At 35.3% G+C, this 22756-nt stretch carries 28 protein-coding genes and 1 pseudogene; 9 read left to right on the top strand and 20 right to left on the bottom strand.

The window, feature by feature from the left end:
- Window positions 1-14: 14 nt before the first annotated feature.
- The 12 genes and pseudogenes from WAX74_RS18790 to WAX74_RS18735 form a co-directional block, all read right to left on the bottom strand.
- Window positions 15-584: a dihydrofolate reductase family protein gene (locus WAX74_RS18790; RefSeq protein WP_336499199.1), complete on the bottom strand. Its 570-nt coding sequence runs from the start codon at window positions 582-584 to the stop codon at window positions 15-17.
- Window positions 585-877: 293 nt separating this feature from the next.
- Window positions 878-1039 carry a hypothetical protein gene (locus tag WAX74_RS18785; RefSeq protein WP_336499198.1) on the bottom strand — a complete coding sequence of 54 codons (162 nt, stop codon included), beginning with the start codon at window positions 1037-1039 and terminating at the stop codon, window positions 878-880.
- A gap of 9 nt (window positions 1040-1048) precedes the next feature.
- Window positions 1049-1402 (bottom strand): hypothetical protein, encoded by a 354-nt coding sequence (locus WAX74_RS18780; RefSeq protein WP_336499197.1) that lies wholly within the window; start codon window positions 1400-1402, stop codon window positions 1049-1051.
- Window positions 1403-1632: 230 nt separating this feature from the next.
- Window positions 1633-2283 (bottom strand): type A chloramphenicol O-acetyltransferase, encoded by a 651-nt coding sequence (gene catA, locus WAX74_RS18775; RefSeq protein WP_336499196.1) that lies wholly within the window; start codon window positions 2281-2283, stop codon window positions 1633-1635.
- 140 nt (window positions 2284-2423) lie between these two features.
- Entirely contained in the window at window positions 2424-2690 is a 267-nt protein-coding gene (locus WAX74_RS18770) for an NUDIX hydrolase (RefSeq protein WP_336499195.1), read from the bottom strand.
- A 237-nt stretch (window positions 2691-2927) separates the two neighbouring features.
- Entirely contained in the window at window positions 2928-3365 is a 438-nt protein-coding gene (locus WAX74_RS18765) for a YybH family protein (RefSeq protein ID WP_336499194.1), read from the bottom strand.
- A 180-nt stretch (window positions 3366-3545) separates the two neighbouring features.
- Window positions 3546-3875, bottom strand: a complete 330-nt coding sequence (locus WAX74_RS18760; RefSeq protein WP_336499193.1) for a histidine kinase — start codon at window positions 3873-3875, stop codon at window positions 3546-3548.
- A 518-nt stretch (window positions 3876-4393) separates the two neighbouring features.
- Window positions 4394-5551: pseudogene (locus WAX74_RS18755) on the bottom strand (pyridoxal-phosphate-dependent aminotransferase family protein).
- A 369-nt stretch (window positions 5552-5920) separates the two neighbouring features.
- Complete coding sequence (locus WAX74_RS18750; protein WP_336499192.1) at window positions 5921-6367, bottom strand: DUF5412 family protein; 447 nt, start codon at window positions 6365-6367, stop codon at window positions 5921-5923.
- Between the two features lie 287 nt (window positions 6368-6654).
- Window positions 6655-7131 (bottom strand): GyrI-like domain-containing protein, encoded by a 477-nt coding sequence (locus WAX74_RS18745; protein WP_336499191.1) that lies wholly within the window; start codon window positions 7129-7131, stop codon window positions 6655-6657.
- A gap of 419 nt (window positions 7132-7550) precedes the next feature.
- Window positions 7551-7793, bottom strand: coding sequence for a hypothetical protein (locus WAX74_RS18740; RefSeq protein WP_336499190.1), 243 nt, complete (start codon window positions 7791-7793; stop codon window positions 7551-7553).
- A 19-nt stretch (window positions 7794-7812) separates the two neighbouring features.
- Complete coding sequence (locus tag WAX74_RS18735; protein WP_336499223.1) at window positions 7813-7944, bottom strand: GNAT family protein; 132 nt, start codon at window positions 7942-7944, stop codon at window positions 7813-7815.
- Between the two features lie 230 nt (window positions 7945-8174).
- Between WAX74_RS18735 and WAX74_RS18730 the strand changes: the two genes are divergently transcribed.
- Window positions 8175-8807 carry a flavodoxin family protein gene (locus tag WAX74_RS18730; protein ID WP_336499189.1) on the top strand — a complete coding sequence of 211 codons (633 nt, stop codon included), beginning with the start codon at window positions 8175-8177 and terminating at the stop codon, window positions 8805-8807.
- Window positions 8808-9112: 305 nt separating this feature from the next.
- Window positions 9113-9529 (top strand): NAD(+)--rifampin ADP-ribosyltransferase, encoded by a 417-nt coding sequence (gene arr / locus WAX74_RS18725; protein ID WP_336499188.1) that lies wholly within the window; start codon window positions 9113-9115, stop codon window positions 9527-9529.
- A 336-nt stretch (window positions 9530-9865) separates the two neighbouring features.
- Here the strand turns inward: arr and WAX74_RS18720 are convergent, their stop codons facing one another.
- A complete protein-coding gene (locus WAX74_RS18720; RefSeq protein ID WP_336499187.1) occupies window positions 9866-10222 on the bottom strand; it encodes an ABC transporter in 357 nt (118 codons plus the stop codon).
- Between the two features lie 621 nt (window positions 10223-10843).
- On the opposite strand from WAX74_RS18720, the gene WAX74_RS18715 reads away from it, so the two are divergent.
- Window positions 10844-11419 carry a dihydrofolate reductase family protein gene (locus WAX74_RS18715; protein WP_336499186.1) on the top strand — a complete coding sequence of 192 codons (576 nt, stop codon included), beginning with the start codon at window positions 10844-10846 and terminating at the stop codon, window positions 11417-11419.
- Window positions 11420-11566: 147 nt separating this feature from the next.
- Here WAX74_RS18715 and WAX74_RS18710 read toward each other — a convergent pair whose 3' ends face one another.
- From WAX74_RS18710 to WAX74_RS18700, 3 genes are read right to left on the bottom strand one after another with little or no spacing between them, the layout of a single operon-like run.
- Window positions 11567-12703, bottom strand: coding sequence for a zinc-dependent alcohol dehydrogenase (locus WAX74_RS18710; RefSeq protein WP_336499184.1), 1137 nt, complete (start codon window positions 12701-12703; stop codon window positions 11567-11569).
- Between the two features lie 24 nt (window positions 12704-12727).
- Window positions 12728-13090 (bottom strand): spore coat protein, encoded by a 363-nt coding sequence (locus tag WAX74_RS18705; RefSeq protein WP_336499183.1) that lies wholly within the window; start codon window positions 13088-13090, stop codon window positions 12728-12730.
- Window positions 13091-13106: 16 nt separating this feature from the next.
- Window positions 13107-13313 carry a spore coat protein gene (locus WAX74_RS18700; protein WP_336499222.1) on the bottom strand — a complete coding sequence of 69 codons (207 nt, stop codon included), beginning with the start codon at window positions 13311-13313 and terminating at the stop codon, window positions 13107-13109.
- 153 nt (window positions 13314-13466) lie between these two features.
- Here WAX74_RS18700 and WAX74_RS18695 point away from each other — a divergent pair, with 153 nt between their 5' ends.
- From WAX74_RS18695 to WAX74_RS18675, 5 genes are all read left to right on the top strand, one after another.
- The gene (locus tag WAX74_RS18695; RefSeq protein WP_336499182.1) at window positions 13467-15107 is read left to right on the top strand and encodes a spore germination protein; all 1641 of its coding nucleotides are present in this window, start codon (window positions 13467-13469) and stop codon (window positions 15105-15107) included.
- Window positions 15097-16314, top strand: a complete 1218-nt coding sequence (locus WAX74_RS18690; RefSeq protein WP_336499181.1) for a Ger(x)C family spore germination protein — start codon at window positions 15097-15099, stop codon at window positions 16312-16314. Before WAX74_RS18695 ends, WAX74_RS18690 begins: the two co-directional genes overlap by 11 nt.
- A gap of 26 nt (window positions 16315-16340) precedes the next feature.
- Window positions 16341-17498, top strand: coding sequence for a GerAB/ArcD/ProY family transporter (locus WAX74_RS18685; protein ID WP_336499180.1), 1158 nt, complete (start codon window positions 16341-16343; stop codon window positions 17496-17498).
- Entirely contained in the window at window positions 17495-17743 is a 249-nt protein-coding gene (locus WAX74_RS18680) for a hypothetical protein (RefSeq protein ID WP_336499179.1), read from the top strand. Before WAX74_RS18685 ends, WAX74_RS18680 begins: the two co-directional genes overlap by 4 nt.
- A gap of 208 nt (window positions 17744-17951) precedes the next feature.
- Entirely contained in the window at window positions 17952-18224 is a 273-nt protein-coding gene (locus WAX74_RS18675; RefSeq protein WP_336499178.1) for a cupredoxin domain-containing protein, read from the top strand.
- Between the two features lie 339 nt (window positions 18225-18563).
- Here the strand turns inward: WAX74_RS18675 and WAX74_RS18670 are convergent, their stop codons facing one another.
- A complete protein-coding gene (locus tag WAX74_RS18670) occupies window positions 18564-18917 on the bottom strand; it encodes a winged helix-turn-helix transcriptional regulator (protein ID WP_336499177.1) in 354 nt (117 codons plus the stop codon).
- A gap of 136 nt (window positions 18918-19053) precedes the next feature.
- Here WAX74_RS18670 and WAX74_RS18665 point away from each other — a divergent pair, with 136 nt between their 5' ends.
- Window positions 19054-19926, top strand: coding sequence for an SDR family oxidoreductase (locus WAX74_RS18665; RefSeq protein ID WP_336499176.1), 873 nt, complete (start codon window positions 19054-19056; stop codon window positions 19924-19926).
- 168 nt (window positions 19927-20094) lie between these two features.
- Here the strand turns inward: WAX74_RS18665 and WAX74_RS18660 are convergent, their stop codons facing one another.
- From WAX74_RS18660 to WAX74_RS18650, 3 genes are all read right to left on the bottom strand, one after another.
- The gene (locus tag WAX74_RS18660) at window positions 20095-20280 is read right to left on the bottom strand and encodes a hypothetical protein (protein WP_336499175.1); all 186 of its coding nucleotides are present in this window, start codon (window positions 20278-20280) and stop codon (window positions 20095-20097) included.
- Window positions 20281-20318: 38 nt separating this feature from the next.
- Entirely contained in the window at window positions 20319-20492 is a 174-nt protein-coding gene (locus tag WAX74_RS18655; protein WP_336499174.1) for a hypothetical protein, read from the bottom strand.
- 262 nt (window positions 20493-20754) lie between these two features.
- Window positions 20755-21852, bottom strand: coding sequence for an L-dopachrome tautomerase-related protein (locus WAX74_RS18650; protein ID WP_336499173.1), 1098 nt, complete (start codon window positions 21850-21852; stop codon window positions 20755-20757).
- Window positions 21853-22756 lie beyond the last annotated feature (904 nt).

Here is a 22756-nt window from a genome sequence, read left to right as displayed (position 1 = left end):
CATTATGCTTATAATTACTTCTCATTACGATGATAGCAGAGTTGAACAACCCCAGAGGAAAACGTTTTTGTATTAACGAGTATTAGATTCAACCTCTGTTTTATGTCAATAAATAAGGGGTTTCCTTCTCCCAAAATAACTGGATGAACAGATAATCTAAATTCATCAATAAGCCCTAAATTTATAAAAGTTGTAATAAGACTCGCTCCGCCATACAGCCAGATGTCTTTTCCAGTCCCATTCTTTAATTTATTCATTTCTTCAATAATATTATCATTTATAAATATTGCTTTATTATCAGACTTTTTTTGCGTTTTAGAAAATACGTATTTCCCTTTACTATGAATTGATTTCCAAATTTCTTTTTCAGTATCAGAAACCTCTTTCTCTGGAGTGTATTGTCCCCATAAATCATAGCTTTTTCTTCCATATAAAATAGTATCAATCTGATTTAAGAAATTAATGAACTCCATTTCAGAGTCCATGATGCACCAGTCAACTTCCCCATTTTTCCCTTCAATAAATCCATCTAAAGTAACCGCTAAATCTAAAATTATTCTTCTTTGGCTTATGTTGTTGGACATAGTTTTCCCTCCTGTTAATCATAAAAATATTGTTTTTCTACCAGGCTTTCTTTAATGTATTTAACTAAACTTCCCCGTTAGCCATCCATGCAGCACAAAAATAGTGCTGCACCACAGAGAATGAAAATGGTTAGTGGAGTCAATACTAATAGTCTACCGAAAACAATAGACTATTAATGCCGCTCTCCTCTTTTTTTTAACGATTAAGCAGGGGTCTTATTAAGTATTGTCATTTTTCTTTTCTTGAAGAAATTAATTTTCATGGTAGTTCAATTAGTTCTATAAAAGAATTGTTAATGCCTTCTTGGTTTTAACCCAAATAAAATACAAAAAAGAATCCATAAATACGACCATTCGTATGGATTCTTTTTTTCTGTTATTCTACGGTTAGTCGCCACCTCCACCGCCTCCACCACAATCCCCACCGCTATCACTACTAAAACTAACGCTACCACTATTAAAACCTACGTTTCCACAATCCCCATTCCCACCACCGTAGTAGCTCCATGCGTAGTTGTTTTCAGATACGCTCTTTGGTTTCTTTTTCCCGTAATGAGATTTCGGCTTATCTTTGTGATGTCGAATAAATAAGGAAGCACTGCACCACCTATGAGTGACGATATAACGAGACCTGCTGTACTATTATCAGTTCCGATTAATATTAACGTTACAAAGGTTGCCATGACCCCAAGGAAGACTAGGAATTTGATTACTTCGAAGTTAAAACCTAGTTTGAATAACAAGTATATTAGATGGCCTATTTTAAATACGACTGTTATAGCAATACCTGTAAAAATCAACATAAATATGATGTTCATAATATCCCTCCTTAACAAATAGTACTTGTATTATGTTACGTTAGAATATTCAAAAAATTTCATATTTAATTTTAACATCCACTTAGCATTTATTAGATCGATTGCACACTCAATGACCTCAAGTAGTATTTAAAAAGGTATGTTCAAAAACACACTCATATTTGGCGACAAACAAAAATCAATTTTGAAATTTGAATTATTTCCTTATTGCTGATTTAATTTTTTTATTTTTAAGGGAGCCAATCATGACAATTATTAGCTAATTGCTGTAACTCCTCTATAAATATACTTGCGTGGTATCCATCGCAAACAGCATGATGAACTTGTAATGAAATAGGCAACAACGTTTTATCAGTCTGATTAAAATATTTCCCACCTGTAACTATAGGTAATAAGTAGTCGTTATCATTATTTATATTAAGGTTAAAACCAGTAAAACTAACCCATGGAATACTTGAAATATGAAAAGAGTTTTTTGGTACATTATCTTTTGCGTCAAGTTTCTTAATAACAATGTATTGCTTTATATCTTCTTGATAGCTCTTATAAAAGACACTAAAATCATTAGAAATCTCAGTCCAAACACTTGAGAAAGATTTGTTATCATTATGGAAGATTGTATAACTTGGTATCATTTTATCCCAATACCCTAAAGACCCCTCATCATTAAAGCAAATCCTAAATTCTTTATGTGAATTTACTGTTTTACTGACCATGTAAATAAAGGTGGGATAAAACTTAATTCCCTTGTTACGAAGCTGTTCCAATAAAGTTGTGATGTCTATATTTGCCGTTATACTAAAAGTGCACTTTTGATTTAAAAAATGTTCAAAATACTGCTTTCTTCCCCAATTTTCTCTATCAATAAAATTAAACTTCATTTAATTAGCCTCCTAAAAAATGTGTTTTTTGTCTTTAGGAGGCTAATTGTCTGCTTTCACCAAACCACTCACCTCATAATAAATCTTTGTATAAATCTAAATTAATCAGAATTCTTGTTCAACTAAACTGCTGCATTAGTTTAATAAGTTTTTACTTTAAGTAGAGCTTCAGCTTCCTTTATACTATCAGTCAACCAAATAGGAGCTTTGGGATGATTAACTATTTCATCTGTAGACATCCAAAATACTGCATCAACTTCTTCTGGACTTTTAGCAAAAGGTTCACCATTCTCAAACTCACATAAAAAAACAATATCAATTACTTCCCTACCATTATCTAATTTGAATGATGTGTTTCTTACATAGTCCATCTTCTCTTTTACCTTCACTCCAACTTCTTCGAACAATTCTCACCATGCAGCACAGAGAATGAAAATGGTTAGAGTAGTCATTACTTATAGTCCTCCTAAAACAATAGGCTTATTAATGCACGCTCTCCTCATATTTTTTTTAACAATTGAGCAATGTCTTTTTAAGTGTTGTCATTTTTCTTTTCTTAATGAAATTAATTTTCATGGTAGTTTAATTAGAATAAATGAATTGCAGCAGAAATCCCATTATCTCCAATCAAAATAGTTTATTTTTTACTTCAAGTTAAAAATTCCTTTACCAGTTTCCATATTTATAGGCAATGATGAATGTTCATGAGCTATGACCCAAGATTCATTCACTTTTTTTAAACAATATGTGAACCGATTTGTCATTTGACGAAGTTTCTCACCAGATTCTTCTTGGTGAGCAGCAAATCTTACAGCACAATGTACAAATGCAAGATATGAATTTTCTTCAACCACTAGGTCATTAAAAACAACTTTAAGTAAAATACCATCCTCACTCAATCCATTAAACCACTCTACCACACTTTCCTCCCATGAAATTCCTTTGCTCTCCCAGTTTCCCCAGCAATCATAAATATGCATTTCGGGAGCATACATAGATAAGAATTTTTCAACATCTTTTTCGTAAACTGCTGTTTTGTAATTTTCAAGTAGGTCTTGAACTTTGAAAAAACCCTCCGTCATTAAGTGCATCCCCTTTACTAATTTCAGAAATGTAAGAATGTTACTATAGATAAATTCTATACTCAAACTTTTTTTCCTTCTTCAATTAACCTACTGCTTTCGTTCAATAAGAAAAAAGGCTTTACTCCATCTTGAAGTAAAGCACCCGTTAATTGGATAAGCCTATTCTATTAAACATCGTCAATTCTTTCTATGAATATCGGTATGGTCTTCAAAGTAGAACAATGAATAATCTTTACTAATGTCTACTGTAAACGAGAAAAATTTCTTTGTTGTTATATCCTCAAGAAGAATTTCAAATAAACCCATACCTCTACGGTAATTAATTTCTACTGCTTGTATGTTCTCTCTACTTATTTCGTAATTTGTTTCAACATAGCTTGCTGCATAATTATATGCAACAGCACCTCTCGATTTAGAGTCATAATAAGCGTTACAAATAAAAATAACTAGTAGACAAAATATTATATTGAATAATATTATTTTCTTCACTTTACGCCCATTTCTCATCTTTAACTAACCTGCACCGTTAGTTAAAGTGTAATGTTTCACAAACTTTCAAAAAGAATGGTTTCTGTTTATTGGTTTATAGGTCTTTCAAAAACCATTTCATATTACTAATGCAGCTACTGAAGTTGCAAAGTCAAGAGAGAAAATTTAAAATAACGCCATCAATAAGTTCAACAAAAAGAGCGTTAATCCCTTCTTTCAAGAATCAACGCACCTATTTATTTCACCCGTTCTCTCAACCCCCTTTTTTAGGTTCAACTCGTTCAAAAACAACTTTTTCTTCATTAATTTCTTGTAGAGATAGTTTAGAAACGATTATTCTTTCATAAATAATTTTTAACCATCGGGTCAGAATTATTTGGTGCTGGTACAATACCGAAAACAAATTTTTCAGATACCAGTTCTAATGGTTTCAGAGCTTCGTTCTGATCGCCTAAAAGTGCCTGGAAGCTTCCTACATGAGCATGTTCCCCAGATGAAATAACTTAATCAGTGTGGGTTCAGGCAACATACATACGTTACTTTCCTAATGAGGACAAGAAAACATTTTGTGCTGCTTTTACTCCAGCCCCAGGCTCAAACCGATAGGAAAAATTCTGCAAACCTGCTTCCATTAGGGAAACTGCTTGAAGGATATCGCTAGGGAAGCAATAGCCCATATGCCCGAACCTGAAAATTTTGCCTTGAAGGTGACCGAGACCACCAGCAAAATCAAGGTGATACTTCTTCTTCAGGTGGCCTAAAAAGGCTGTAAGATCCAATCCTTCCGGGGTACGTATCGCCGTAATTGTCGGTGAGGCAAACTTATCACTTGTTAATAATTCAAATGACAGGGCTCTCATAGCCTCCCGAACCATGTTTTTCATAACTTCATGTCGTTCAACCGTTTTTGAAAATCCACCTTCCTCTTCAACTAAATCGCAGACAGCAGAAAGACCTCTAATGAGCGAAATCGCCGGAGTATTAGGTGTCATTCCTTTTGCAGCCCATTCACGGTAACTTAATAAATTTAAATAATAAGCAGTAATACGATTAGCCTCAATCACTTCCCATGCCCTTTCACTTATGGCTAAAAGTGCAAGTCCCGGTGGAAGCATCATCGCTTATTGTGAACCTGTTACCAAAATATCAATACCCCATTTGTCCATTTCAGCAGGGGCACCCCCAATACAACTTACTCCATCGACTATAAAGAGAGCATCTGAATGATTGCGAACCACTTCTGCTAATTGTTCAATAGGGTTTAGGATTCCTGTAGAAGTTTCGTTATAAGTAGCAAAAACAGCCTTAATATTGGATAGTGGTTTTAAAAATTCAATCAGATCTTCCTTCGTACAAGCCTCACCCCAATTTTTAGCAAGTTTATGTACATGTAAGCCATATTTCTCACATATGGAAACGAAATAATCCCCAAAGGCACCTACTGTAATGACGACTACCTCTTCTCCGGCGGAAACCGTATTTACCACAGCTGCTTCTAATGCTGCCGTCCCGCCCGAGGGAAGAAGTAAAATATCTTGCTTAGTCCCGAAAATAGGTTTCACAGGTTGTGTGGCTTCTTGGTATAGCTTGACAAATTCTTCAGTACGATGGCTAATCATATCCTGTGCCATTGCCAGTTCCACTTTTTTAGGAATTGGAGTAGGTCCGGGATGTCTAAGAATATTTGGATACATATTTTTCCCTCATTTCAAAATTTTCACGAAAATTATTTTTCTAGGTTGGATCAAATCTTACTTTCCTCCTAATAGCGTAATGAATCAATAATACAACGGTTATTTCTTTTGCTTTTAAGGAAATATTTGTTATTCTTAACTGTTATCTATTCCTCCTTCTTCTGCCATTTTAAGACAACTTTATTTTTTCTTTTGTTATAGATAAATATTCCACAAATATTCCCAAAAACCTTCGAAATTTACGAAGCACTTTACAAAGAAATGATTCTTATTCAACAAACCTGCTTCATTAGTTCAATAAGAAGAAAGAGCTGCCTAAACAGTCCATGATTCTTCAACTAAAGCACCCCTTTAGTTAAACAAGATGTATTAGTTTTGATAACAAGTTTCATACTCGTCTTTCATTATCCAACTTTCACAAGCTCGTCCTCTTTCATCATAAATTTCTTTCTCAATCCCTAACTCTATACTTCTTTCAGAATCAGGATATTCAGGACCTTCGTCATTTCTTATATAGATGGTGTTATCATCTTTCCACTCCATAGCAAAGTTGCTTTTCCCATCGCTATAATAGATAGTCCAAACTTTGCTATTCTCATTATTGGTGATTTCAACCCATACATGAGCCCCACCAGTTGCACCGCCCCAATTTTTATAATAGGAATCAGCCGTATATTTTCCATTTGGAGAATCAACAGGTCCTTTGAAATATGTACCTTGACCAAGACTACCAAACGTAAAGAAATATTTTTTATATCCAATTACCAATAAAATTGCGATAAAAATTAGTATGAGTATTTTATATCGCTTTCTCAAATAATCATCCTCTCTTGGTTAGTTAAATTCATTTGTTCAATATTTAAAGATATATTCGAGTATTCCTTGTTGAACTAAACTGCCTCTTTATTTCAATAAGTAAAAAGAGCTACCTAAGAAGCTCAATGATCTTCAAGTAAAGCACCCGTTAGTTTTATTGTAATATTTCACAACTATTATTTTATTAAAGAAAATTCATTTTCATCCTTATCCATTAACTCTATTGTTACTTTAATTACATTACTACACAAACTTCCTTAGTAATAAAAAGGCTGCCACAGTAACCATTATTCAACAGTATCTAATAATTCTACATCTACATTTTCAGTGTCTTTCCAACTATAAAATTTTTCTATATGCCATTTATCTTTGATCCTTCTATATTTGTTCTCTTCAATCCACAAATGTAAGTTATTATAGGCATCCATTATTTTATAGTTTACACCTTTATGTCTTGAAACAGCATATCTTTGAGGTGGAACTGTTAGAGTCACCATATCAGAAGGAATATCTTCGTACTCTTTAACTTCAACACAAACCCAATACCCATCTTCTTCATCAGTTCCATTCTCTACAACAAATGCACCAAATTGTAGTAATGGATTAACGACTTGTTTAATTTCACTAATACGTTCACTTAACTGTAATGACGCTTTAGGTATTTCAATTATATATTGGTCACCAGGACATAAAACTCGAAACCCAACTAACTTTATTTCATCTAGTTCTTTAATAGTCTTATTTTTTAATGTTGTTTCTGACATTTTTAATCCTCCCTTTATTAGTAAATAAACTGTTTCTACAAAAAATTCTTAAATACCTTCTTTATTTCAATAAAATCAACAAAAAAAGGACGTTGATCTTTCTTGAGCAACGTCCCATCATTTGTAGAATCAATAAGGATTCAAAAGTGGGATCATGTATCTAAAAGTACTTTCATTTGGTGACTCAAACTTTTCTAACTTTTAACCCTTTGTCTTAAAACCAAAACGGTGGACTAAACTCATAAAATTAAAACACATAAACTGATCATACACATTACATTCAATAGTAGCGTAAAGCATTGGTTCTTTTTGCTCTATATACATATAACTTTCATCGCAAATCAAGTTAGATGGATACCCACTATTTAGGATGAATCCCACCTCACCAACCATTGAATCCCCTTTAGATTCTAATATCCTTAGAAAAATTGTCCAAGGCTGTATCTCTCTACATCACCAACGGGTATTTCATATACATTTCCCTCTTTTCTTCCTTCATCAACCCCGCCATATTCTTTCATACCTAACATTTCTTCTTTAACAAGTATCTCCTCTACTGTACCTGTGAAAGTAAAACTTTCTTGATAATCATCAGAACAGCTAAAGTACTCGTTAATTGAAGAAGAAAAATTAAAATATACTTCTAATATTTTCCCAACCATATACAAGTTTATAAAGGATCTATCCTCTAATATCAACTTCAATAGAATCTATTTTTCTACCTCCAAGTGATTCATAAAAATGACGAGAAATGTTATCTTTCAAAACAAGAATAAGCATAGCGTTTAATCCCATTCCTCTAATTTCATCTATAATCTCTTCTTCATTTTACATAACTCAAATACATCTTCGATTGAATGGACAATTTCACAACCTTTGTAACCGATTAGGGACGTGAACTTGGCACTTTCAAATTTTTTTGTCACGCCGCTACATATGCGGTTGCAGCAGCCTTTTATACCGAGAACGAATCGGGTTTCTAGTTTTATAAAATATTCTCAGGGTATAGAAATACTATTACCATGACCTAAGGAGATGTAGCAATGATCATTAAAGCGCTAGTTTTAAATTGCAGTTTGAAAGACAGCACGCAGCAATCCAATACCCGTGCACTGATTAACGAGATTGTAAAAATTTTTGATGAAAACAGGGCGGAGACGGAAGTGCTCAGGATGGCTGATTATAATATCGGCTATGGAATTACCCATGAGGCAGTGAATGATAAAGATCAATGGCCAGAGATTTTTGAAAAAGTGAAGAAGGCGGATATTCTTTTGCTTGGCTCGCCGATTTGGCTAGGCGAACAGAGCAGCCTGGCCACTTTGGTTGTAGAAAGATTGTATGGTGGAAGCAGCCTTACGAACGAAAAAGGCCAGTACATTTACTATAACAAAGTGGGCGGAGTGGTTGTGACCGGGAATGAAGACGGTGCGAAAAACGTCTCAAGCTACCTAATTTACGCATTGTCACATATTGGGTTTACGATTCCTCCAAATGTGGATACCTATTGGGTGGGAGAAGCGGGCCCTGGTCCATCCTTTATTGAGGCAAACGGGAGTGAGAACGATTTTACGATGCAACACGCAAAAATAACTGCATACAATTTACTGCATTTTGCCCGGTTGCTGAAAGAGTATCCGATTCCGGCAGAAGGAAATGTGAATGAAAGTCAATAGTAAGGTGGCTTGAAAAGTTTGAATTTAAAACTCAAATAACATGTTAAACTAGCAGTCCAATTCAAATAGAATTGGATTGCTTCTTTTTTTGAAAAAATCGGACCCTATTATTAGTGTCATTAAGAACTGCCGCTTTAGTTCAATAAGAAAAAATGCTTTACTCCTTCTGGAAGTAAAGCACCCAATTTCTCTCTACTTACATTATACCTTTACATACAGGTTATTTATAGACTACTCTTTTTATAATTCCCATACTATACTGTTATTGTTATACACAAATCTAAAAATATAAGGAGTGTATCAGTATGAATGACAAAACAGATATCCTAGATAATGGTCCTTTTTTTCATGGTACTAAAGCAGAACTAAAAATTGGAGATTTATTAGTAGCCCAACACTTATCAAATTACCAAGATAAAAAATCTAACTATATATATTTTACTGCAACATTAGATGCTGCTAAATGGGGTGCTGAATTAGCAAGATCTAAATCAAAAGAAAGAATATATATTGTAGAACCATTAGGTTCTTTTGAAAATGATCCGAACTTAACTGACAAGAGATTTCCTGGAAACCCAACACGTTCTTATCGCTCTAAATCTCCTTTGAAAATAATAGCTGAATTAAGTTCATGGGAAAGACATTCCGACGAAGAAGTAAATCATATGCTTACATCTTTAAAAAAGTTAAGTGAACAAGGAAAAAATGTAATATACGATTAATCCGGAATATCTATAAGGTAATGATTTAAGAAACCAAAAATCTCTCCAAAGTGGAATAACGCTTTTTTTGATCAACTACCTGCCCTTAATTTAATGGTAATCCTTCACAATCTCAATTATTATTCGACTTGAATTCGTGAAAGCGTTCCTCCACAATCTGGTCCAATTGTTGAACACAAGTTAAACAACACTCTTCAACTTACCTGCCCCGTTAGTTTAGGTGTAACATTTCACAATAGATTTCTAAGATATATTTGATGTTTTAAATAAAAAATAGACCATCAAAATGATGGACTTGTTTAACTAAAGCACCCGTTAGTTGAAAAAGGTATAATCTCAATTTGTTATCCTAAGATGATTTTTAAGCACTTTAAATGGAGTAGCATAAGATTCATTAAATTTCTTTATATGATTTCCTAACTCAAACCAATTACTTTCAAGGAATGGGTGTATCTGAGTGGTATCTGCAATACTATACAGTTCAATTAAAAAGTAAAGGGTTTCCCATATCAAATAGTCTTTGTCTAACTTAAATAACATCTCAATGACTTTTGGTAAATAGCTATATGCATCTTCTGAAGTCATTCCCTTAGTAATTGATTCAAAAGAATTACTGAAATACCACTCGTCCTTTTCTAATTTAGCTTGCCATTCTTCATAAATTTCCAGTAATCTATTATCCGTTTTATTCACGTCCCATAGTTAAAACTTTATTACTTCTTATTCAACTAAACTGCTGCTTTACTTTAATACGTTTAAAACAAATAGAGGTTCCAACTTTAAATAAATTTTCCATTTGAAATAAGCATAAATCCATTTTTCTTCGTCAACTAAACTGCTTCCTTAGTTCAATAAGAAAAACTACTATTGCCAAAAAACATAACTAAGAAACCACCTTTCGAAGCCGTTATCTTTACCAAATAATTTAAAAGTCCTAAAATATAAATGATTTATCTTTGTTAATATGTAAACTACGAAAGAGAGACAAGGGTGATTTAATTGTCATTTGTCGAACCTATGTTATTAGAAAAAGTAGATCATCCATTTAATGACGAGCGCTATATATTTGAACAAAAAATGGATGGTTCGTTTGCTAGTCAATAAACAGAATAGTAATGTCCGATTATGGACTTGGCATAGAAACGATATAACCTCGCGGTTACCTGAACTTCAAGACATTCCGGTGAAGGGCGATGTCATTCTTGATGGTGAGTTGGTTTGCTTGGATCCCAAAACCCGCTGTGTAGACTTTGAACTAGTCATGGTAGTTAATGTATAATGTAGATATCCCTCATGAACTAAGGAGAACTGAAAATGAGAAAACTTGTTCTATTTTTGCACGTTTCGCTTGACGGTTTTGTTGAAGGGCCAAACGGTGAAATGGACATTGGCTGGGTTTCCTACGATGCTGATTTGGAGAAACACGCGAAAGAAATTCTGAGTACTGCCGACACTGTCATTTGGGGACGTGGGACTTATCAGATGATGCACAGTTACTGGACATCTGTGCCTTCGAACCCATCAGCTTCGCAGCATGAACGGAATCATGCCGAGTGGATCGAAAAGACAGCCAAAATCGTTTTTTCCACGACGCTGGAGAAAGTCGAATGGAACAATTCTAGACTGGTGAAAGAAGATGTCGAGGAAGAGATCAAGAACCTTAAACAGCAGCCAGGCAAGGATATGGTCATCCTCGGCAGTCCTAGGTTCGCACACTACCTTATGCAGTTTGATTTAATAGATGAGTATAAAATTACGGTTTCTCCCGTCCTGATCGGCAACGGGTTGCCGTTATTCCAAGGTCTCAAGGAGAAGATCAATCTTAAACTTATCGAAAACAAGACATTTGATTCTGGAGCCATAGGCCTCGTTTACCAGACGGTTAAATGACCTTGTCTCCTAAAGTAGATTACGCTAACGGATTACGTTAGCACAATAAAAGCAGCGGCAGTCTAGGTCTTTCGAGTTCCTAGTCCGTCACTGCTTTTTTTACGAGTCAGTCTAATTCAGAGATGCTCGAAAACTAACCCGCTATATTTACGGTTTTAGCACAACTTTTATACAGTCTTCCATTTTGGTGTCAAAAACTTCATAGCCATGCTTAGCTTGATCTAAAGGAAGTACATGAGTGACAATATCGCTTGGATCAACCTTACCTTCCGCAATTAAATTATATAAATGCGGCATGTAGTGAATAACTGGAGCTTGGCCTGTCCTAATATTCACATTTCGTTGAAAGATGTCACCCAATGGGAATGCATTATAACGTGCCCCGTAAACTCCTGTAATTTGAATTGTTCCACCTTTGCGAACAGCTTGACTTGCAATTACTAGAGCTCCCATTGCTCCTCCTTGTAATTTCAGACCAGATGCAAGAAATTCCAGTGGAGTCATTTTTCCACTCATTCCTACGCAGTCAATGACTACATCTGCTCCCCCCTGTGTTATTTCTCTTAAATATTCACCACAGTTTTCATGGTCTTCAAAGTTAACAATCTCCACGTTATTCGTACGTTTTGCATGTTTTAAACGATAACTAACGTAATCAACTGCAATAACTCTTTTTGCACCTTTTAACCACGCGAATTTTTGTGCTAACAGACCAACTGGACCGCATCCTAAAATTACGACCGTATCCCCCGCTTTCACTCCCGAATTGTCTACACTCCAAAATGCTGTAGATGCAGCATCTGCAAGTAACACTAAACTTTCATCCGTTACTTCACTGTTTTCTGGAATCTTAAAAGGTGTAAAATTAGCATATGGAACTCGCATAAATTCCGCTTGACCTCCTGGGAACCCTCCCGTCGTGTCTGAGTAGCCGAAATAAGCGCCCATTTCTCCATTTTCATTCGCATTGTCGCATTGACTTTCTAATTCATGATTACAGTACCAACATTGACCACATGCTATATTAAATGGGATGATAACGCGATCCCCTTTTTTAACTTTCGTTACATCCTTACCGACTTCTTCTACAATTCCCATAGGTTCATGTCCAATAACATAATCCTCTCCTAGGTTTGGAATCATCCCATGAATTAAGTGTAAGTCTGATCCGCAAATGGCAGTAGTAGTCAGTTTAACTATGATATCATCCGCTTTTTGGATGCTTGGGTCTTTCACGTTTTTTACCTGAACATTTTTAACACCTTGAAAAGTAACAGCTTTCATTATTTAAATCTCCTTCTCTATTCATTAATTCTTCGGTGGACTTGGAAACATTCCTTTCCGATTTGTAACGCCCGGAAAGAGATTTAAATTAGCTATATCTACTGCATTTTGAGCGGATTTTATATCCAATTGTTTTTGAAGTTCCAAATCGTATGGGTTTAACCATTGTTTTTCCATCATGAGATCTGCAATTTCGAAATATAAGGCAATGGTTACATCAAGTTGTTCCTGTAATAACTTTCTAATTGTAGGTGTTGCTGTTTCTGTCAATGCAATTGAAAGATTTCTAACCCCAGTTTTTGCTGATAACAAAAATTCAAGGGCTATCCCTGAATCAGTAAGTTCCGGCATGCCAACAGAATTTATAGGATCTAAATAGTCATTCATACGAACCGACCTCCGATTATTTTAACTCAGAATTTGAATATAGTTTAATCATTGCAGTTAAAGCTGGTATAGATTGTTTTACGTCCTTCTCCATTAGTGCTTTTAGATCTTGATCAAAAATGATACCTTGCATCATTTTAGATTTAAGTAAACATACTGTCTTAAAATTTATTACTTCATGAAATTCCAAAGTTTCATGAAGTGCTAATTTTTTTTCAAACATTCCTCCACCTCCGAATTTTTTCATCCATTGAAGTCTGCTCAAAAAATGAGGTTTATATTCAGTTGATTTTTATTCATGACTAATCTTTTTCCATTTTGTTTAAAAAGGTTCTATCTTGAACAAAATGGGTTGAAAAAGAAAGGTATTTGAGCTATGTTTTCATTTTTAAAACGTAAGAATCAAAAAGATGATAGAAAGATTCAAGAGAAAAACAATCAAATTCAATCTAATAACAGACTTCCGAACCTCATTGAAATCTCCTTGTCCAAAAATCTTGAAGTCATTAAACAAAAAACAGGAAACAGTTCAGATATCGTAATCCGCCCATTAAAAATTGGTCATAATTCCAAGATAAAAATAGCCATTTTATATGTAAAAGGAATGGTTGACAATCAATCGGTTAACGATTTTGTTATCGAATCAATTATGAATAACCAAAATTTAAGTGAAAAGCTCATACCACAAGACGTGTTAGAAGTTCTCACCGAAGATGTTGTTGCTGTTGGCGGAATCAAAGTAGTTAGTGACTGGGAAAAACTATTTACTGCATTAATGTCGGGTGAAACTATTACACTAATCGATGGAATAAGCAAAGGGATTTGTGCGAGCACACAAGGTGGACAGAGACGGTCTGTTCAGGAATCTACTACAAATGTTTCTATTCGAGGCTCTAAAGAAGCGTTTAACGAGTCAATAGAGACAAATATAGCCATGGTTCGTCGAATAATTAACAATACAGATTTATGGGTTGAGTCCATTAATATTGGCAAAATGACAAAAACAGAAGTTTCAATTATGTATATAAATGGCATCGCAAAGAATGGAATCATAGAAGAAGTACGTAAACGTTTAAAAAGAATAAACATTGATGGCATCTTAGAATCCGGATATATTGAACAGCTAATAGAAGATCAAACAAATACTACTTTTCCTACGATACATCATACAGAGAGGCCGGATAGTGTGGCGGGAAATTTATTAGAAGGAAAGATTGCCATTTTTGTAAATGGGACTCCTTTTGTATTGCTGGTACCTGCCCTATTTATAGATTTTTTTCAATCAGTTGAAGATTATTATGAACGATTTGATATTTCAACAGCTATTCGCTTTTTACGTACTGTAATCTTCTTTATATCCCTTGTCGGCCCTGCAATTTACATCGCAGCTACCACCTTTCATCAGGAGATGATTCCAACAGAGTTGGCTATTATTATTGCTGCACAAAGGGAATCTGTTCCGTTTCCTGCATTTATTGAAGCACTCATAATGGAAATAACTTTTGAAATTTTAAGAGAAGCCGGTATTCGCATGCCCAAAGCTATGGGTTCCACTATATCTATAGTAGGAGCACTTGTCATTGGACAGGCTGCAATACAGGCTGGAATTGTGTCACCTGCAATGGTAATAATAGTCTCTTTGACAGCAATCGCCAGTTTTGCGACCCCTTCCTATGCAGTTGCAATATCAGCCCGTTTAGTTAGATTTATTTTTATGGTCAGTGCAGCTACATTCGGTTTTTATGGAGTTATTCTAGTGTTTATTCTGCTGATAGTTCACTTATGTAGCCTACGTTCGTTCGGTGTTCCATATATGTCACCTCTTGCACCATTTATCCGTGAGGAAGCAGGTGATACCATTTTCCGTAGACCAATTTGGGCATACAAGAAAAGACCACGATTGATGAGTGGCCAAAATAGGGTTAGTCAAGGGGAAGATCAGAAACCACAGCCTCCTCGTACTCGTATTATGAAAAATACTACTAACATGGAAAAAGGTGAACGGAATGAATCATAAATGGATTCTTCTTTTCTTTATTATGACAAGCACAGTTTTCATCTCAGGGTGTTGGAGCAAAAAAGAGTTAAATGAACTAGCGTTAATATCTGCCATGGCGATTGATAAAAATGAAGAGGGTAAGTATGTCAAGACCATTCAACTTGTCAATCCTGGAAACGTAGCGGGAGGACTTCAAGGTGGAGGAAGTGGCCAAAGCCCCACCGTTACCGTTTACACTGCAATGGGAGACAGTGTTCTGGAAGCACATTTCCATGCGACATCTAAAATTTCAAGAAGGCTATATCACGGACATGCAAATCTAATTGTTATTAGTGAGGAGTTAGCAAGAGAAGAAGGCATTACAGATATTTTAGACGCCTTTGAACGAGATCCAGAAATTCGAACGACGTCAAGGGTTGTAATAGCCCATCATACAAAAGCAGGTGATCTTCTTAAATCTTTGACTGCGATTGATAGGATTCCAGCCGAGAAAGTGAACGGAACTTTACAGACTACAGAAAGAGCAAGAGGAGAAAGCATGAAAGTTACCCTCCAGAACGTTATTACTACTCTCACCTCTGCAGGGAAAGAAACAGTTATTAGCGGATTTAGCATAAAAGGTGATATCGAACAAGGAAAAAAGATGGAGAATGTTCAACAGTCTGAACTGGATACCACCCTTGAATCTGACGGACTTGCCATTTTTAAAGAAGGAAAGTTGATTGACTGGTATCAAGGTGATATGTCTAGAGGAGTAGTATGGATCTTGGACAAAATCCAACAGACAGATGTGATATTAGACTGGGAAGGACAGGAAAACATCTTGGCTTACAACGTGCTCCGTCAAAAAACAAAAGTCTCAGCTGATACAACAAACGACCTCCCTGTCATTACAGTTAGAGTACGAGCGGAAGGTGATATTCGCGAAGTAAGGTCACAAATTGATCTAACCGATCCGTATGAGATTTTGGATATAGAAAAGGAATTAGAAAAAGAAATTAAGAAGCAATTAGAAAACACTGTTATACGAACGCAGCAAAACAAATCAGATATTTTTGGATTTGGGGAAGTGGTCCATCGTTCTGATCCAGAAAAATGGAAAAAGATGAAGGACGATTGGAATGACACATATTTTCCAAACTTAAAGGTAAATGTGAAGGTAGAAGCATTTATACGACGTTCTGGTCTTAGAACCAATTCGTATCTTTCAGATATGAAACAATAAGTGTCAAGAAATGGAGTGAAAAATCATTGGAAAAGGCAAAAATCAGCGCGTATCAGCTATTCATTCTAATTGTCTTGTTTGAACTTGGTAGTGCCTTGTTGGTACCTATTGCAATAGAAGCAAATCAAGATGCATGGCTTGCTATTTTGATAGGTATGGCTGGTGGTTTTTGCTTATATTTGGTCTACCATGGTCTCTACTCATATTATCCAGATATACCTCCAACTGAATATATACAAAAAATTATGGGAAGTTTTTTGGGGAAAATATTGGCCTTCATTTACGTACTCTATTTTATATATCTTTCTGCAAGAGTGTTGAGGGATTTCGGAGAAATGCTGATTACAGCCTTTTATTGGGAAACTCCTTTGTTTATTTTAAATACATTGATGGTTCTTTTAGTTATATATACAATTCGTAAGGGTATTGAGGTATTAGTGCGAACAAGTGAATTACTATTTATTCTAATAATTTTACTTGGGATTAGCGTTCTTTTTTTAATAGTTGTTTCCGGGATAATACAAATTTCTAACTTAGAACCTGTGCTTGAAGAAGGTATCAAGCCCGTTATAAAAACGACATTTACTCAAACCCTGTACTTTCCATTTGGTGAGGTGATTATATTTGCTATGATCTTCCCCTATTTAAATCGACCGAAAAAAGTGAAACGAATTGGTTTATTAGCAATAGGATTCAGCGGACTCGTATTAGCGTCAGTCATAGCCATAAATGTTAGTGTACTTGGTGTAAATAACATTAACCGTTCACCCTTCCCCCTTCTTTCTACTATACAAACAATTGAAGTATCTGGATTTTTAGAGCGGTTAGATGTTTATTATATACTAATAACGGTTATCGGTGTATTTTTTAAAATGTGTGTGTTTTTCTATGCATCTGTAGTAGGAACAGCCAATTTATTTAAAGTCAAAGAATCCGCACGATTATCTTTCCCATTAGGACTAGCCATCCTGATTCTATCCATAACAATCGCCAGTAATTATTCTGAACATATTAAAGAAGGGCTTCATGTTATCACCCTTTATTTGCATCTCCCGCTTCAAGTAATTATTCCAAGTTTGTTACTTCTGATTGCATTTATTAAGAACAAAAAAAAGAAAAGTAAGCAAAGCAAAAATTTATTTCCAAAAAGGAAGTATCGTTTAGTGGAGCGTGATAAAAAATGAAAATAATCGGTATTTCTATTCTGATGTTCGTCTTTTTAACTGTTTTTTCTCTATGCATGGACATTCTTTTAGGATTTGACCTAAACACCTCCATTAATAATGCTATTAGGCCTTTTCTAGTGATGGAAGTAACAGAAATAGTTATTTTCTTTCTCTTAATTGTTCTTATGGTTGTTGGTCCAGTTCGTACCTTTTATAATAAAAGAAAAAAGAAAAAAGAAACAAAAAAGATAAAAAATATGTAAGTATATTACTGTACAGTTCTATTGCATTGTTTGTACATAAACTTCTTGGAATAAATTACTGAGTATTAAACACCCCAATTTCCGTTCATACTTATGCATCTAATAGTCGAATGCTAACATTAAAAATGGGCTCCAGTCAGCCTTTTTTCAAATTGGCAAGGATGGAGGATTTCTTGAGACAAGAGTATCACTAAATGAATTTATTCTTATGAGTGCCGAGCGTATAGATATGATAATTGATTTTTCTAAATACTATGGTCAGAATATTATTCTCAAGAATGTCCCCAATAGTGCATCCCCCGAAACAACAGATGTCATGCAATTCAGAGTTACCGTTCCGTTAAAAAGTACAGATAACAGTTCCATTCCATTCTATTTAGGTCCAATCAAACGACTTCCAAAAAGTATGGCAAAGAGAACAAGAGATTTAACACTCGTTAGAATCAAGGATCAATATGGTCAATCCCTAGTCCTCTACTAGTGGAAGACTTTTTAATATAACTAAACTGCTGCGTTAGTTTATGTGTAACATTTCACAATGGATAGCCAAGATCTGCATGATGTTTTGAAAGAAAAAATAGACCATCGAAAAGATGGTTTGTTAAACTAAAGCACCCGTTAGAAATCCATGCAGCACAAAATAGTGCCGCACCACAGAGAATGAAAATTGTTAGAGGACTCAATACTAGTAGTCCACCCAAACCAATAGTCTTATTAATTAAGTACGGGTCTTCTTAAGTATTGTCATTTTTCTTGAAGAAATTAATTTTCATGGTAGTTGAATAAAAAGCATTTAAATATTTAATGATTGATTTGCTTTTTATTTACTCACTAAATGTTTTTTACTCCACTCGCCCATACTATGCAATATGGGGATAAAACTTTGTCCCAAAGGTGTTAACGAGTATTCTACTTTAGAAGGAACTTCTTTATATACTTCTCTGTGAACCATTTGGTCTTCTTCCAATTCTCGCAACTGACGTGTCAGTATTCCTTTTGAAATATTAGGTAACAACCTTTGAAGTTCATTAAACCTTCTTGTCTGTATGCTTAAATGCCATAGAATGATGATTTTCCATTTCCCTGCAATTATGTCTTGAGCTTGTGTAACTGGACAAACCTCAATTCCCTCAATTTGTTCCTCTGGCGGATCGCCGAACCAACTTCGTGCCATAATAAATGCCTCTCTTTCTAAATGGTACTATTTTTGAGACTAAGTTATAAAATAATGACTACTTTTAAATAAATGTCTAACACTATAATATTAGACTAAGCTTAAAAAACAAATAAAAAGATTGGAGAGATAAATAATGAAATTATTAGTAACAGGAGCAACAGGGAAATTCGGCACTAAAGTTGTAGATAAGTTATTGGAGACTGTACCAGCAAGTCAATTAGCTGTCAGTGTGCGTAAACCAGAGAAAGCAGAAGGATTCCGAGCTCGTGGAGTAGAAGTTCGACATGGAGATTTTGATTATCCAGAAACATTGGATTCTGCCTTTGCAGGAATTGATCGCTTATTAATTATTTCTGCTGATGGAGACAATGAAACACGAATTCGTCAGCATGGCAACGCAGTCACAGCTGCTGAGCATGCTGGAGTTAAATTTATCGCTTATACAAGTTTGGCAAATATAAGAGAAAGCAAATTATCCCTTGCTGAAGTTCACCGTTTTACAGAAGAAGCAATTTTGAAAACAGGTATTCCATACACTTTTCTACGAAACAACTGGTACTTGGAAAATGAAATTGCAAGTATTCAAGGTGTACTAGCGGGAGCTCCTTGGGTGACATCTGCTGGAAAAGGAAAAGTAGGTTGGGCAACTCAACAAGATTATGCAGAAGTTGCTGCTGCAATACTTTCTGGCAAAGGACACGAAAATACCATATACGAGCTTTGCGGTAAACCATTGACTCAGGAAGAATTAGCATCTGCTGTTGGTGATGTTTTAGGAAAAGAAGTAATTGTTCAACAAGTGGATGACTCCACTTATTCCGATATTATGAGAGGTGTAGGTGTACCAGAATTTGTTATTCCAATTCTTGTCGAGATACAAAAAAGCATTAGAGAAGGTTCACTTAATTTAGAGAGTAATGATTTAGAAAAAGTTCTTGGTCGTCCTACTACGCCAATCAAAGAGGCACTTACTCAAATTGTAAATGGAATTACCCAAAATAAATAATTGAACTGAACCGACCTTGTTTATTCTAAAGAGGTTCGGTTTTTTTTTTACTTTTAAAAAACTAGGGATATATACAACTACACTAGTTATATCAACATTATTGTTTGTTGAACTAAACCACTGCGTTTCCACGAGTCACAGTAGTATAGAGTACTCCTTCCTCAAGTTTTAAAGAAATTCGATAAGCCTATTACTTGATTCAATCTGATTGTTTTGCGAAACCTCATTTGATTCCTCTTTTGCTTTCCCTCCTGTTGAGTTTTGTTGAACCTCTGTCACATTTCCATTACTATAAGCAATAAGTGTGAGAGGTATCGCCACAAAAGCAAAAGACTGAATTAAATATCTTTTCATATATTTCCTCCTAAACTATCGGGGGTTTTGATAATCCATTAGTAATCCACGCTATTACTGTTTCCGATGGCAGCAATAAAAAATTTAAGTATTAAATCCTTACTTAATCCTTGATTTTTTCCTTTGGTTATATCTACTTCCCCCTCTAACTCCTCGATTACAAATTCTAAGAAATGGCTGCGAAAAGCAGGTGCTCCTTTACTGACTAACATTTTATAAAAGGATGAATAATAAATATTCAAACCACATCAGATTTCCATCAGCAAAACTTAATTGAGCAGCGGATTATAATCGTACCCACTTCATTACAACCATATAGCTACTTTTTCATCTAAGGGTTTGTTTTGGGAATATGGTAGAATCTTTTATTGTAGTTTACTATCTGAATTGTTTCTTGCACAGGTACCTGTTTCTTATTTTAACTGACAAAAAAGCAGCTCCCTGATGAGGGATAGCTACCTCCGTTTAAGATTATTATGAAAAGGTAGGAGCAGGGAATTCATCAATTCTCATACGAAGTAAACTATATGGTTTTTCCCGCAGGTCTCTTCCATAATGAAATCTCGCCTGCCGATGTAATTGATTCACTATGACATATAAGTATTGATCGGGTCCAATCGAAAAAGTATCCGGCCATAAAATTCTCGGGTCATGTGCGATGGTTTCCAGCGAGCCATTCGGCAATATCTTCCGGATACTGTTGTTTTCATAGTCTCCCGCATAAACGGTTCCTTTTGCGCCGGTGATCATTCCATCAGACGCACCTTTTTCCCCCCAATACTGCACATATTGGGATAAATTCATGTCCTGTATCCTTCTGTCTCTTAGGGCTTCTGTTGAGATTGAGAACAGCTGACGGCTGGTTAGCGGAGCATAAAATAAAACCTTTCCATCAGAAGAAATCGCTAAACTATCGGAAGCCAATCTAAATGGAAAAGTCGAGCCGTCCGGGTTTCGATTCATCAAAATTTCACCTTCTACTTTCGGTAAAAAATAGGGATCAGGTGAAGTTGATATTGCCCCATTTAAACGTCTAAACGCGTTCCCATTTTCTAAATCTACGACGATAATACCCCCTGGCCCTCTGGAAGAAGAATCAGTTATATATGCATAACCTGCACTTCCAACCCGAAAATCCAAACGGACATCATTCAAATAAGTTGTTGGCAAGACAACATCTTCTGTAAAGGTATATACTCTCCTTATTGTATTCGTGCTTAAATCAACAGCAACTAATTTTGCTCCCCCTTTAATAGGTTCAGAAAAATTTGGTGCCCCTGTATCTAGTACCCAAAGTGTTCCTCTTCCATCAGCAACGATACTTTGGACACTGACGAAAGACATCGTAACATCCCCAGTATTAACCAAATTAGTTTCTAAACTGGGATAAGGCTGCAATTCACCCTCAACAATTTCCGCCACAGTAAATTGAACGTCGTCTCCCCATTTCGGAAAGCAAACAAAAATACGACCAGTTTCGGAAACGCTGACACCTGTAGGCATAGCCCCATAAAAAGCATGCACCAGTTCAAACTGCCCAAAATATTTTTCCATAGGTAGTATAGGCTGCATGATATCCTCCTCATCAAATTCGTACGGATATCACCTATATATGTTGAAAAAATTTTTTAGTGCCTGGTTCTTGATAAATTTTTCTATCTTGATGGATCTATGGGTTTATTTGATTCTTGCACAGCTACCTGTTTCTTCATACTATCAACCACCCGCAATCTAGGTAGACGGGTTCTAGTTCATTATTTAAGTTCTTAAAAGCCATCTCAATTTGGTTCTTTGTATTTCGAGCTATAGATAAAGGAGGTAGCAAAGAATTCTACAGCACTGTCTTCTCTCTCCACTGTTGGTTGACCAACAATTATTTAACATTGAATTAACATTTATAAACATGAAAAGGAGATGGAAGATGCGGGTGGCAATTCTGATCAAGTACAGCCAACGACTTTGTAGCCTTTATGTCAAACACCGATTCTTCTTTTACTTCTTTAATAGCTACCTCACTTGGTGTTAATCCGATGTCAGTCCTGGCTGTGCAATGAACTGAAGTTGTTTGGCAAAATCAAGCCATTTATGTTCCACTATAAACACCACCATTTATCGAATTTTTTAAGAATTGTTTTTTAATAGAACTAACCATCCACGTTATATAAGAAGAATAAGCGCTGCCTAAATTGCCCATTTCAATAATGAAATTAAAATAATTAGTTCGCAATAGTCCAGTTTTATTGACGGGTTTAAAGTGTTCCTATTTAGTCATAAATATAGTTCAATATACTAAAGTACTTTGTTATGAACGTTCTCTTTTAACTCTCACTTTTACGAACACTTGTAGGTAATCGAGTAGAGGGAGAATAAGTTAACTTATTTTCGCCCCTCTCACAACACCGTACGTACGGTTCTCGTATACGGCGTTTCAATTTATATTACAGTGTGTACTTCTAAGTAACGTTCTAAAGCAGAG

It is taken from the genome of Psychrobacillus mangrovi (assembly GCF_037104765.1).
GTDB classification, from domain to species: domain Bacteria; phylum Bacillota; class Bacilli; order Bacillales_A; family Planococcaceae; genus Psychrobacillus; species Psychrobacillus mangrovi.
The sequence above is the reverse complement of the archived record's forward strand: the minus strand, read 5'-3'. Positions and strand labels throughout refer to the sequence as shown.